At 67.3% G+C, this 12,452-nt stretch carries 15 protein-coding genes; 2 read left to right on the top strand and 13 right to left on the bottom strand.

The window, feature by feature from the left end; all coding sequences use genetic code 11:
• Window positions 1-2 precede the first annotated feature (2 nt).
• Genes OG555_RS01060 through OG555_RS01045 form a run of 4 tightly spaced genes read right to left on the bottom strand, consistent with a single transcriptional unit; the run spans window position 3 to window position 2,042 of the window.
• A complete protein-coding gene (locus tag OG555_RS01060) occupies window positions 3-623 on the bottom strand; it encodes a dihydrofolate reductase family protein (protein ID WP_329480267.1) in 621 nt (206 codons plus the stop codon).
• The gene (locus OG555_RS01055; protein WP_329480266.1) at window positions 623-1,126 is read right to left on the bottom strand and encodes an SRPBCC family protein; all 504 of its coding nucleotides are present in this window, start codon (window positions 1,124-1,126) and stop codon (window positions 623-625) included. Before OG555_RS01055 ends, OG555_RS01060 begins: the two co-directional genes overlap by 1 nt.
• 3 nt (window positions 1,127-1,129) lie before the next feature.
• Window positions 1,130-1,471: an ArsR/SmtB family transcription factor gene (locus tag OG555_RS01050; RefSeq protein WP_329480264.1), complete on the bottom strand. Its 342-nt coding sequence runs from the start codon at window positions 1,469-1,471 to the stop codon at window positions 1,130-1,132.
• A gap of 46 nt (window positions 1,472-1,517) precedes the next feature.
• A complete protein-coding gene (locus tag OG555_RS01045) occupies window positions 1,518-2,042 on the bottom strand; it encodes an NUDIX hydrolase (protein ID WP_329480262.1) in 525 nt (174 codons plus the stop codon).
• Between the two features lie 378 nt (window positions 2,043-2,420).
• Between OG555_RS01045 and OG555_RS01040 the strand changes: the two genes are divergently transcribed.
• Both OG555_RS01040 and OG555_RS01035 read left to right on the top strand, forming a co-directional pair.
• Window positions 2,421-3,848 carry a DHA2 family efflux MFS transporter permease subunit gene (locus OG555_RS01040; protein ID WP_329480260.1) on the top strand — a complete coding sequence of 476 codons (1,428 nt, stop codon included), beginning with the start codon at window positions 2,421-2,423 and terminating at the stop codon, window positions 3,846-3,848.
• A complete protein-coding gene (locus OG555_RS01035) occupies window positions 3,841-4,455 on the top strand; it encodes a TMEM175 family protein (RefSeq protein ID WP_329480258.1) in 615 nt (204 codons plus the stop codon). The genes OG555_RS01040 and OG555_RS01035 overlap by 8 nt, the downstream gene beginning before the upstream one ends.
• Here OG555_RS01035 and OG555_RS01030 read toward each other — a convergent pair.
• The 9 genes from OG555_RS01030 to OG555_RS00990 form a co-directional block, all read right to left on the bottom strand.
• Window positions 4,448-6,019, bottom strand: coding sequence for a carboxylesterase/lipase family protein (locus OG555_RS01030; RefSeq protein ID WP_329480256.1), 1,572 nt, complete (start codon window positions 6,017-6,019; stop codon window positions 4,448-4,450). The two genes, OG555_RS01035 and OG555_RS01030, sit on opposite strands and share 8 nt — an antisense overlap.
• Window positions 6,020-6,075: 56 nt before the next feature.
• Window positions 6,076-6,834, bottom strand: coding sequence for a precorrin-6A synthase (deacetylating) (cobF, locus tag OG555_RS01025; RefSeq protein ID WP_329480254.1), 759 nt, complete (start codon window positions 6,832-6,834; stop codon window positions 6,076-6,078).
• A 19-nt stretch (window positions 6,835-6,853) separates the two neighbouring features.
• Window positions 6,854-7,210 (bottom strand): fumarate reductase subunit FrdD, encoded by a 357-nt coding sequence (frdD, locus tag OG555_RS01020; protein WP_329480252.1) that lies wholly within the window; start codon window positions 7,208-7,210, stop codon window positions 6,854-6,856.
• The gene (locus OG555_RS01015) at window positions 7,207-7,587 is read right to left on the bottom strand and encodes a fumarate reductase subunit C (RefSeq protein WP_329480250.1); all 381 of its coding nucleotides are present in this window, start codon (window positions 7,585-7,587) and stop codon (window positions 7,207-7,209) included. Before OG555_RS01015 ends, frdD begins: the two co-directional genes overlap by 4 nt.
• Window positions 7,584-8,327, bottom strand: a complete 744-nt coding sequence (locus OG555_RS01010; RefSeq protein WP_329480248.1) for a succinate dehydrogenase/fumarate reductase iron-sulfur subunit — start codon at window positions 8,325-8,327, stop codon at window positions 7,584-7,586. Before OG555_RS01010 ends, OG555_RS01015 begins: the two co-directional genes overlap by 4 nt.
• A gap of 2 nt (window positions 8,328-8,329) precedes the next feature.
• Window positions 8,330-10,072, bottom strand: a complete 1,743-nt coding sequence (frdA, locus tag OG555_RS01005; RefSeq protein ID WP_329480246.1) for a fumarate reductase (quinol) flavoprotein subunit — start codon at window positions 10,070-10,072, stop codon at window positions 8,330-8,332.
• Window positions 10,073-10,084: 12 nt separating this feature from the next.
• A complete protein-coding gene (locus OG555_RS01000; protein ID WP_328519072.1) occupies window positions 10,085-10,318 on the bottom strand; it encodes a hypothetical protein in 234 nt (77 codons plus the stop codon).
• An 84-nt stretch (window positions 10,319-10,402) separates the two neighbouring features.
• A complete protein-coding gene (zwf, locus tag OG555_RS00995; protein WP_329480244.1) occupies window positions 10,403-11,899 on the bottom strand; it encodes a glucose-6-phosphate dehydrogenase in 1,497 nt (498 codons plus the stop codon).
• 71 nt (window positions 11,900-11,970) lie between these two features.
• Window positions 11,971-12,348: a VOC family protein gene (locus OG555_RS00990; protein ID WP_329480242.1), complete on the bottom strand. Its 378-nt coding sequence runs from the start codon at window positions 12,346-12,348 to the stop codon at window positions 11,971-11,973.
• Window positions 12,349-12,452: the final 104 nt, after the last annotated feature.

Below are 12,452 nucleotides of genomic sequence, written 5' to 3'. Positions count from 1 at the left end.
GCCTACCGCTGCCGGACGGCGTAGGTCAGGTGCGTCACCCTCGGGGAGGGCTCCGCGCGGATCGGCTCCAGGGCCACGCGGTCCGCGTCCACGCCCTCGAACAGGCGGATTCCGGAGCCGAACAACACGGGCGACAGCGCGATCGAGAACTCGTCGATCAGGCCGGCGTTCACGTACTCCAGGATCGTCGCACCGCCGCCGGCGATGCGGACGTCGCGGTCGCCGGCGGCCTCGCGGGCCTGGTCGAGTGCGGCCTCGATGCCGTCGTTGACGAAGTGGAAGGTGGTCCCGCCCGGCCGCTCCCATGGGTCACGCTTCTCGTGCGTCACGACGAAGACCGGCGTGTGGAACGGCGCCTCCTCCGGCCACATCTGCTCGCCGGCGTCGAACATGCGCTTGCCCATGATGCTCGCGCCGGTGCGCTCGAACGTCTCCCGCGCGATGTCGTTGTCGCGCCCTTCCTCGCCGCCCTCGCCGAGCTTCAGATTCTCCCGGAAGAACCGCAGCGGGAAGACCCACCGCTGCAGTTCCATCCACTGCTTCCCCATCAATTCCCCGAGAGACCCGGGCGCGATGAAGCCGTCCAGCGACATCGACACACCGAAGAACACTTTCCCGGCCATCAGTCCTCAACTCCCTTGACGATCTCGGTGACGTAGGCAGCCAGGCTGCTCAAGGTCTGCTGGCCGCCCTCGATTGCGTGGTACTTCTCGACCGCCTCGTCGCGCAGCTTCTTGGTGGGGAACAACGCGCGCATCTCGATCCGGGTCGCCGCACCGTCGAGGTCGAACGTCACGACCGACTCGAAGGCGTTCGGGTCGCCGCGGAACTCACCATGCAGCATCGCGATCCGCTCCGGTGGGACGATCGCGGTCCAGGTGATCCACTCGGGGTAATCGGTCCCGTCCGGCCCGTGCTGTACGAAGTCCCACTCCCCGCCCTCGCGGAACTCGAAGGACCGCGTGGTCGTGGTGAACCCCTCCGGACCCCACCACCGCGACAAGTGCCGGACCTCGGTGAACGCCTCGAACACCAGCTCCCGGGGGGCGTCGATCGACCTGGAGAGCACGATCTCCCGGTCGGCCGTCGCCGGCTCCGTCCGCGTTTCTTGCCTTGCCCCTGCCATCGGTCAGTCCTCCTGCCGTGTCTGCTTGAGATCCTGCACGTAGCTGTCCAGCCGGTCGAAACTCTCGTTCCAGAATTGCTCGAATCCGCCGACCCACTCGTGGATCGGCCGTAGCCCGCGGGCGTCCAGGCCGTAGAGGCGCTGCTTGCCTGCCTTGCGGTCCCGCACCAGACCGACCTCCCGGAGCACCCGCAGGTGCTTGGACGCCCGCGGCTGGCTCATCCCCAGCTCCTGGGCCAGGTCGGTCACCGGACGCTCACCCGCCCGCAGCAGCACCAGGATGTCCCGGCGCTGCGGCTCGGCGATCGCGTTGAACGCGTCCGACGTCGTCGCTGCTCGTGCCATGGATGCCATCATATGCCTATATCGGCATGCGTCAAGGCGAGCTGAATCAGGCGGGTCTCGTCAGATGCCGATCGTGACCCTTGTCAGCTGCGACCGGGGATTTCGGTTCACTGATGTCGATCGGGTCTGGTGGCGCGCCGTCGATCAGGAGGTCTGTCAGTAGACGGCCGAGGCGGGGTGGGTAGATCGTCTCGGTCGCTTCGCTCAGCTCCCGCGCCCGCCACCATCGGAAGCCCACGACGCTGCGTGCTTCACCCTCAGTCAATTGCGCCGGCGCCGGCTCGAAGTGATTCACCGTGTACATCAGCCACTCTTCGTGGACCTCGACGACCCGGCCGTCGTACTCGTACAGGTGGTCGCGTCGCCAGACCGGGAGTCCCGGCGGGAGGTCGACCAAGCCAGTCTCTTCGTAGGCCTCGCGAACCGCTGCATCCTGCAATGTCTCGCCAGGCTCGACCCCGCCGCCCACGGGATACCAGCACTCCGCCTGTGTCTGAGGGTCCTTGGCGTGGATGAGCAGTAGCCGGTGGTCCTCCTCCAGCAGCACAAGCTTCACCGCAAGTCGTGCCACGGCCCGAACAGTAGCCGGGCCAAGGCGCCCATCCCGTCTGTCCGATCAATTCCCGGCCCTGCCGCTCCTGGAACAGCCGCCCACCGAGTCGTGGTGTATGGCTACGCACCGAAACCGCGAGTCGTGGACTGTGGTTGTGAAGTGCCGGGTGTCGGCAGCCGTATTCAACGACTCGACGAAGGGTGCGGTTAGTTGGTGGGTGGGGGTGGTGATCCTGCCAGAGAACTCGGGTAGCTGATCAGTGGGTTCCCAGGCGGGCTGATGGGGGTTGTCGTTGTGGTGGCCCGGGTCGCGATGGTGATCCGATAAAAGATCGTCTAGTACGGGACTATCTGTTATGGTCGTTCTTGTCAGATCAGTACGACAAGGAGACGACCGATGTCGGTAGATGTTCTGGGTTCTTCGAGCACGAGTGGCAGGGCTGCGCCGGGGCGCGTGAGGTCGCTGGTCGTGCTGTGTGTGATGCAGTTGATGATCATCTTGGACGCGACCGTGGTGACGGTCGCGTTGCCAACGATTCAAGGGGATCTGGGGTTCTCGCAGGCGGGGCTGGCGTGGGTGATGAACTCGTACTTGATCGCCTTCGCGGGACTGCTTCTGCTGGCCGGGCGGATCGGGGATCTGATCGGCAGCAAGCGGGTGTTCGTGGCCGGGCTCGGGCTGTTCACCGCGGCCTCGTTGCTGTGTGGACTGGCCCGTAGCTCGGAGGTGCTGATTGGCGGGCGGTTCCTGCAGGGTGTCGGTGGTGCCCTGGCCTCAGCGGTGATCCTGGGCATGATCGTCAACCTCTACCCGGGTCCGGGTGAGCAGGCGCGGGCGATGGGGGTCTACAGCTTCACCTCCGCGAGCGGCGCGTCGATCGGACTGATCTTCGGCGGAGTGATCACGCAGACCGTCGGCTGGCACTGGGCGTTTCTGATCAACGTGCCGATCGGACTGACCGCGCTGGCGTTTGCGTCGCGATTCCTCGCGCAGGAGAAGGGCCTCGGCCTCGGGAAGGGCGCTGACGTGCTGGGCGCCGTACTGGTGACCGCAGGTCTGTCGCTGGGCGTCTACACGATCGTCCAGACCGCCGAGCCGCACGCGACGCTACTGCGCACGCTGATCCTGGCCGCGGTCTCGATCCTCCTGCTGGCGGCGTTCGTACTGCGTCAGGCCTGCATCGCGAACCCACTGCTGTCCCTGCACATCTTCCGCAAGCGTCAGTTGACCGTGGCAAACGTCATCGTCGTGCTGCTGTTCGCAGCCGGCTTCGGCTTTCAGTTCACGACTGCGCTCTACGTGCAGCGAGTCCTCGGCTATGACTCGCTCACGACCGGAGTGGCCTTCCTGCCCGCGCCGATCATGAACGCTGTGATGTCCCTGTCCATCGCACCCCGTCTGACCGTCCGCTTCGGTCCGCGCACCATGCTCAGAGCAGGCCTGGCCGCCTTCCTCGTAGCGCTGCTCTGGATCAGCCAGGCACCAGTGGACGGTTCGTACGTCGTCAACGTCGCTCCCGTACTCGCGGTGATGGGCGCGGGGATCGGACTGGCCATCCCGGCCGCGATCATGCTGGCCATGTCCGGTGCGGACGCCAAGGACGCCGGACTCGCCTCAGGCCTGAACAACACCGCACAGCAGGCCGGTGCGGCTGTCGGGACCGCCGTACTGGCGACACTGGCCGCATCCACGACGACGAACCGGCTGGCTGACGGCGCAAGCAACGTACTGGCGCTGCGGGACGGCTACAGCGTCGCGTGGATCACAGCGGCCGCCTTCGTCCTGGCAGCCCTGCTACTCGCTACTGTTGTCGGCCGTGAGTAAGACGAGGGATCCCGACCGGCTGGTCCTGTTCACCGATGCGGTCGTCGCGATCGCGATCACGCTGCTGATTCTGCCGCTGGTGGACGTGGTCACCGAGGCCAAGAGCCACGGGGTCGACGCGGTCGGCGTGATCACCGAGAACAAGGCGCAGATCTACTCGTTCCTGCTGAGCTTCGTGGTGATCTCGAGCTTCTGGCTGGGCCACCACCGGGTGTTCGAGCACGTCAAGGCCTACACCCCGGCCATCATGCGGCTGAACCTGCTGTGGCTGCTCACGATCGTGGTGCTGCCGTTCCCGACCCAGATCGTCGGCGTCTACGACAGCGACCAGTTCACCGCCGGCCTCTACACCGGCACGATCCTCCTGCTCAGCATCTGCCAGTCCGCGCTCACCTGGCTGGTCCGCGGGCATCAGGAGCTCGAGGACCCGGACAACCCGGTCAGCAGCCGGGAGCTCGCAGGCTCCCTCGTGATGACCGGGTTGACCCTGGTCGCCTTCCTCCTGGCGGCCTTCGTGCCCGGAGTGCACTTCTATGCGCTACTGCTGCTACTCCTGTCGCCGATCGCGCTGCGCGTCTGGGCTCGGCGGCCCCAAAAGGTCAGCTGAGTTCCGCCCAGAAGGCGCAGTGGTGTTCGGTGCTGAGGTTGACCGGCTGGATGCCGCCCTGGTCCGCCGGAGCCAATGACAGGCCGTTGATGGTCTGATTGCTGGTCGGCGACCAGCGCGGCCGGTCCGGTCCGTTCGGATTGCCGGTCCGGGCGAACGCCGTCCAGTAGTCGATCATCTGGTTCGACAGCCGTTGCTGCGTCTCCGGCATCGGGAAGTCATAGCCACCAAGCCGGAACAGATACGGCAGCTCCATGGCGTGCGCGGCGCCCAACCCGGGTTGGGCGATCGGCGAGTGCTTGTCCGCGAATTCGTACGCGTACACAGGTACGTTGCGAGCGGCCTCCTGGTCGGTGCCGATCTGCGTGCACGACCAGATCCGATCCGTGGTGACCGCGCCCCACGCTGCCGCCGGCGACTCGTACCGGTCGAGTGGGTACTGCCGCAGGACCTTCGGAGCCTGCTGGGCGCCCACCATGTTGGTCACCAGTTGCGGGTAGTCCTTGATGTCCCCGAACGCGGCCACCCACCCGTTCGCCTCGTCGTGGTTGTTGCCGGAGATGATCGGGACGCGGTGGAACAGTCCGGCCTTCAGGGCCGTTGCCGGACTCAGTGGCACCGCTGCGGTGCCGCCGTACCCGACCTGGGTGAAGTTCAGCGTGTCCTCGACCAGTACGTCGGACTTCACCGCGCGGAGACAGTCGAGCATGGACTGGCCGGGCTTGCAGGCCAGCTTGGCCTTGTTGCCGTCGGCCCACTCCTTGCCGTTCGCCTGGACCCGGCTGACCGGGATCCACGGGGAGTCCGCGGCCTGACCCGGGTACTGGCTGTTGTCGGCCCAGTTGAAGGCGCAGGAACCGCTCTGCATGATCGCCTTCGCAAACAGCCCGGCGGAGGTCGGTGAGGTCAGCTGTGCGCAGACACTCATGCCGCCCGCGGACTCACCGGCCACGGTGACGCTGCGCGGGTCGCCACCGAAGGCCCGGGCATTGCGTTGCACCCAGCGCAGGGCTGCCTGCTGGTCCTGGATGCCATAGGTGCCGGAGCCCGGCAGACCCGGGTAGCCGAAGAACCCGAAGATGCCGAGGCGGTAGTTGACCGTCACCACGACCACATCGCCCCGGGCGGCGAACTTGGACGCCTCATAGCTGGTGCCGGCGCCGGTGAAGAACCCGCCACCGGGAATCCACACCACGACGCCCCGCGGCTTCGGCGACGAGGTCGCCGGCGTAGTGACGTTCAGATAGAGGCAGTCCTCGGCCGTGGCGCCCTCCGGTGCCTCGGAGTTGGGCTGCTGCGGACACGGGTTGCCGAGCGCCGACTCCCGCACCCCGTCCCACGGCTTCACCGGCTGCGGTGCCTTCCACCGCAACGCGCCCACCGGGGGAGCGGCGTACGGAATCCCGTCGAAGACCCGCGCGTCCCCGACCGCCTTGCTCGCCACGAGTCCGGCATCAGTTCGTACGACGTCCCGTTGCGCGGCCGAACTCGGCTCCGCGGAACCCACCAAGAGCCCGGCCGGGGCGACCGCCGCGGCCAGCATCACCAAGAGTTTCTTTGTCATGCCGGAAGCGTCGCCGTGATCCCGCCTCCTCCGCTTCGGCCCGAAGGCCAACCCACCTACACCTTTGGTCTACGTCGCAGCAGGTAGGTGTCCATGATCCAGCCCTTCCGTTCGCGGGCCTCGGCGCGGACCTTCTCGATCTCGGCGGCGACCTCGCGGAGTGGGCCGGAGATGAGGATCTCGTCGGGGGTGCCGAGGTAGGCGCCCCAGTAGATGTCGGCGTCCTGGTCGAGGTGCTCGGTGAAGGCGGTCTGCGCGTCGAGCATCACGACCACATCGTCCACGTCGTCCGGCCACGCCTTCGCGAGCCGCCGGCCGGTGGTGATCTGGATCGGGCGGCCGACCTGGTTCAGTCCGACCCGGTGCCGCGCGGCCAGCGTCGACACGCTGCTGATCCCCGGGATCACCTCGACCTCGAAGACCAGTTCGCCCCGCGCCAGGATGTCGTCCAGGATCGCCAGCGTGCTGTCGTACAGCGACGGGTCACCCCAGACCATGAACGCGCCGACCTGATCCTCGCCGAGCTCCGACGCGATCAGCCCCGCACACACGTCGGCCCGGCGGCGACGCCAGTCGTCGACGGCTTCGACGTACGCGCTGGTGGTCCGGTCCCGCTCGGGGTCCCGGCCGACCACCACGCGATGGTCCTGGGCGTACCGCCGCAGGATCTCCGACCGCAGGTCGACCAGCTCTTGCTTGACCTCACCCTTGTCCAGCACGAAGAACACGTCGACCCGTTTCAGCGCCGACACGGCCTGCATCGTCACCTGCTCGGGATCACCCGCCCCGACGCCGATCACCACGATCTCCCGCATTGGCGCAGCCTATGACACCTCAGACGGACACCAGCAGGCCGGCGGCGATGACGGATCCGACCACAGCACCGCCGTAGCACAGGATCACGATCGGTACGGCGTACCGCTTCAGCTGCAGGCCGTCGTACAGGGTGTAGCGGAAGCGGTGTGCCCAATGGAACAGGGCCAGCGTGCACACGCCGAACAGCACCAGTCGGGTCAACGGATTCCGCAGTACGGCGAACAGATTCGCATGCCTCGGCGGTGTCAGCCAGTCGAGCGGGAACGCGATGCCGAACAGGAACAGCAGCACCGGGATCATCAGCGCGGCGACCATGCCTCCGGAGCTGAACAGCATCCAGAGGAACGGCTCGGGGGAGCGGGAGCGGCGGTTCATCGGAGCACCACCCAGGCGACGATCGCCGACAGCACCACCCAGGCGAGGTAGTGCGCGGCGACGACCTGCCGCGGCGGCAGCCGCCCCCCACGCACCTTGACGACCATCGCCCTGGGCGCCAGGGCGAACCATGTCACCACGTGCAGCAGTATGAAGAGCATCGCGAGCACGTTGATCGCGACCACCCACCAGTGTCCACTCCGCTCCAGGAACCGCTGGTACGACGCGTCGCCGTCACTCACCGCGTTGACGAGCAGCAGCAGGTACACCACGGACCACGCGACGAAGACACTGCTCAACTCGCGCAGAACGAAGAGCAGATACGACCGGCGCTCCAGCCACCAGAACAGGTGGACCGGCCGCTGGTAGACGCTCATCGCCGGCGCCTCGGCATCAGCAGGTCCTTGATCGCCTGGGTCGCCGCGGTCAGTTTGTACCGCTGGATCGCGCCCGCCGGGTCCACGCCCTTCGGGCACACCGCACTGCACTCACCGACGAAGGTGCAGGCCCAGATCCCCTCGGGTGACGTCAGTACGGCGCTACGCTCGTCCGCACCCTCGTCCCGCGAGTCGAGGTTGTACCGCTGCGCGAGCGCGATCGCCGCCGGCCCGAGGAAGTCCTGGTCGAGGCTGTAGACCGGGCAGGCCGAGTAGCACAGCATGCAGTTGATGCACATGCTGTACTGCTGGTACTCGTCCAGCTCCTCCGGCGTCTGCAGATACTCGCCCTGCTCGACCGGGCTCTGCACGTCCCGGATCACCCACGGCTTGACGGTCGGGAGCTTGTCCATGAAGTCGCCGATGTCGACCACGAGATCGCGGATCACCGGGAAGTTGTTCAGCGGCTCGACCCGGATCGGACCGGGTGCGTAGTCGGTGAGGAACGTGGCACAACTCAGCTGGGGCTCGCCGTTGACGGTCATACCGCAACTGCCGCAGATACCCATCCGGCACGACCACCGGAACGACAGCGTCCCGTCCAGGTGGTCCTTGACGTAGGCGAGCCCGTCGAGGATCGCCCAGTGCTCGCGCAGCGGCACCTGGTAGGACTGCATCACCGGTTCGGTGTCTTCCCCCGGCCGGTAGCGCGCGACCTCGAGGGTGATCTCGTCTGCCATCACTACCTCCCGTACACCCGTTCTCCCGGTGGCCACCGCGTGATGGTCACCGGGAGATACGTGACCCGGCGGGTCCCGTCCGGTTGGCGCCGTACCAGTGAATGCGCCAGGAAATGGTCGTCGTCGCGGGCCGGGAAGTCGGTGCGCTGGTGGGCACCGCGCGACTCCTCCCGGCGCGCCGCGCAAGCGATGATGCTCTGGGCAACATCGAGCATGAAGCCGAGCTCGAGCAGTGCGACCAGCTCGGTGTTGAAGTTCTTGCTGTGGTCATCGATCGCCGCATGCTCGTACCGCAGCTGCAGCTCCTCCAGCCGGTGCGCCGCCTTGGTCAGCGAGTCGCCGTCCCGATAGATGCCGGCCCCGTTCTCCATCGTGGTCTGCATCTCGGTCCGGATGTCCGCGATCCGCTCGTGGCCCTCCGCGTGCCGGGCCAGCTCCTCGGTGAGCCTGCGCTCCTCGTCCCGGCCCTGCGCCTCGACAGCCTTGGGTACGGCGCTGCGGTAGCGGCCGGCGAACACCGCGGCGGCCCGGCCGGCGCGGTTGCCGAACACCAGACACTCCGGCAGCGAGTTCGACCCCAGTCGATTGGCGCCGTTGATGCTGACGCAGGCCACCTCGCCGGCGGCGTACAGACCCTCGAGTGACGTCGCGCCCCGGATGTCGGTGTGGATCCCGCCCATCATGTAGTGCACCACCGGACGCACCGGGACCAGCGAGGTCACCGGGTCGATGTTCTGGTACTTCGAACACAGCTCGCGGACGAACGGCAGCTTGGCGTCGATCAGCTTCGCACCCAGGTGCCGCAGGTCCAGATTCACCACCGGTCCGTACGGCGTGTCGATCGTGCGGCCCTTCTCCTGTTCGTGCACGAACGCCTGCGACAACCGGTCGCGCGGTCCGAGCTCCATGCTGCGCAGCACCGGGGTCGGGGACGGCGTACCGAGGTCGTAGTCCTGCAGGTAGCGATAGCCGTCCTTGTTGAGCAGCCAGCCGCCCTCGGCCCGCGCCGCCTCCGTGATGAGGATGCCGGTGAACGGCAGGCCGGTCGGATGGTACTGGACGAACTCCATGTCCTTCAGCGCCGCGCCGGCCCGGTACGCGAGGGCCATCCCGTCGCCGGTCTTGATGTTCGCGTTGGTGGTGAACGGGTAGACGCGTCCGCAGCCGCCGGTGCACACGATCACCGTGCTGGCGGTGATGGTCTCGATCCGCCCGGTCGCCAGTTCGATCGCGACGACGCCGTACGCGCGGCCGTCGTCGACCAGGATCTTCGTGACGTACCACTCGTCGTAGCGGACGATGTCGGAGTACGAGAGCGCGGTCTGGAACAGCGTGTGCAGCAGGTGGAACCCGGTCCGGTCGGCCGCGAACCAGGTCCGCCTCTTCTTCATGCCGCCGAACGCCCGGACGGCGATCCGGCCGTCCGGCTGACGGCTCCACGGGCAACCCCAGTGCTCCAGCCGGAGCAGTTCGCGCGGCGCCTCGGCGACGAACGCCTCGACCGCGTCCTGGTCACACAGCCAGTCGCTACCGGACACCGTGTCGTAGGCGTGTTCGTCGAGGCTGTCGTCGTCGGCGGCAACGGCCGCGGCGCCACCCTCGGCCGACACCGTGTGGCTGCGCATCGGATACACCTTCGACACGACCGCCACCCGCAGCGCCGGATTGGTCTCGGCCACCGCAATGGCGGCACGGAGCCCCGCGCCGCCGCCCCCGATCACGACCACGTCATGAAACGTGCTCATCGATTACCCCAGTCAGGCCTCATGGTCGCCGCTGTGCTCGTCCAGCAGGATCTTGCCGTCGTGGCGCACGGTGCGGATCCGGACACTGCCGTCGTGGAACTCGTGCCGAATCCGCCGGCACCCACAGGCGTAGCTCACGTCGTCGAACCGGAAGCCCTCGAAGTCGTCCTCCTGGCTCCGGTCCGCATCCCCCACCCGCCCGCAGGGCGCCTGCTCCGCCGTCAGATGCGTTTTCGTCCCTGTCATTCGCCAACCCCCTCAACGCTCGAAGGTGTTTGTGACTCACATCACACCTCGATAGTGCGCCTCGGTCCGGGCGGCGGCAATGGCTTACTGCTTGGCTTCGCGCCACTCGCGTTCGAAGGGCAGGCGCCAGGCCCGCGGGGCGATCAGTTGGTGGATCGCGTTCGGGCCCCAGGTGCCGGGCGCGTAGGGCTTGACCGGAGGCGGGTCGTCCAACAGGATCGCGGACCGGTCCCACAGCGATTCGATGCCCTCGGCGGTGGTGAACAGAGTGTGGTCGCCGCGCATCGCGTCCAGGATCAGCCGCTCGTACGCCTCCAGTACGTCGCCCGCGCTCCCGGTCTCCTGGGTCGAGAACTGCATCGACAGCTTCTCCAGACGCATGCCCGGACCGGGCCGCTTGCCGTAGAACGAGAGCGACACCCGGGACGAGTCGGCCAGGTCGAAGGTCAGGTGGTCCGGACCCTCCGAGCCGACCCCGGAACCGGTCGGGAACATCGTCTTCGGCGCCTCCTTGAAGGCGATCGAGATGATCCGCATGCCCTCGGCCATCCGCTTGCCGGTCCGCAGGTAGAACGGCACCTCGGCCCAGCGCCAGTTGTCGATCTCGACCTTCAGCGCGATGAACGTCTCGGTGTCGGAGTCCGGCGCGACCCCGTCCTCGTTGCGGTAGCCGGAGTACTGGCCGCGGACCACATCGGTGGGCTGGATCGGCAGCATCGACCGGAACACCTTGTTCTTCTCCTCCGAGATCGCCCGCGGCTCCAGGGCGGTCGGCGGCTCCATCGCGACGAAGGACATCACCTGCATCAGGTGGGTGACGACCATGTCCTTGAACGCGCCGGTCGGCTCGTAGAACGTGGCCCGCTGGTCCAGCCCGAGTTCCTCCGGGATGTCGATCTGCACGTGGTCGATGAAGTTGCGGTTCCAGATCGGCTCGAACAGTCCGTTCGCGAACCGGAACGCGAGGATGTTCAGCGCGGCTTCCTTGCCGAGGAAGTGGTCGATCCGGAAGATCTGCGACTCGTCGAAGGTCTCGTGCACGAAGTCGTTCAGCTCGATCGCGCTGTCCAGGTCGTCGCCGAACGGCTTCTCCATCACCACCCGGGCCCGGTCGACCAGGTCCGCGTCGCGCAGCATCACGATCACCGCCTGCGCGGCCTTCGGCGGCACCGACAGGTAGTGCAGCCGGCAGGCGTCCGGCCCGAGCTTCTCCTCCGCCGCCTTGACGGCCGCGGCCAGCGCCTCCGGCCCGGCCGCGACCGGCACGTACTCGAGCCGGTCGGCGAACTGCGCCCACTCCTCGTCGGACATCTTGTGCGTGCCGAACCGCTCGACCGCCTCCCGCGCCCGGGCCCGGAACTCGTCGCAGGTGAGCTCCTCGGTCGCCGTACCGATGATCCGTACGTCGGGCGCGAACTTGGACTGCTGCAGATACGCCAGCCCCGGCAGCAACTTGCGCTTGGCGAGATCGCCGGTGGCGCCGAACAGCACGATCACGTGCGGCGCGAGCGGCTCTTGATCCCGTCGCGACGGCCGCGACCCGGGCGCCGGGTACGCAATGGTCTGGGTACGGTCAGGCATTCAATCCTCCCGAGGACACCACCGGAGCCAACACACTTCGCAGTGTAGGTGGCCCCGGTGACGCTCAGACATCAGGCGGATTGCCAGAGTCCGAGGATGTTTCCCTCCGGGTCCTCGAAGTACGCGGCGAAGCCCATGTCGCCGACCGGGAGCTTCTCGCCGACCTGCTTGCCGCCGAGGCTCTCGACGGTCTTCAGCGCCGCATCGAGGTCGTCCACGTCGATCGTGAGCACCGGCCCGCGGAGCGCCTCGGTGCGCTCGAACATCCCGCCGTTGATGAAGCCGGCCTCGGACGGCACCGCGTACTCGTCCACCGGTCCGGTCGACGCCATCGTGTAGTTCATCTCCGGCATCTCCGTCAGGTTCCAGCCGAACGCCTCCCGGTAGAACGCCCGGGCCCGGTCGCCGTCGCTGTACGGAACCTCGAAATGCACCACTCGCCCTGCCATCGCACACCCTCCCTGGTGATCAGTTCGCTCTCGACGCTAGACCCGGTCCGGCATCGCTTCCAGACCTCGACGATTACCGTGGAGGTGTCTGTTTCCGGCGCACC

The sequence above is a fragment of the Kribbella sp. NBC_01484 genome, assembly GCF_036227145.1.
Taxonomy (GTDB): domain Bacteria; phylum Actinomycetota; class Actinomycetes; order Propionibacteriales; family Kribbellaceae; genus Kribbella.
Note: the sequence above shows the minus strand (reverse complement) of the source record. Positions and strands in the feature narration are given on the sequence as shown.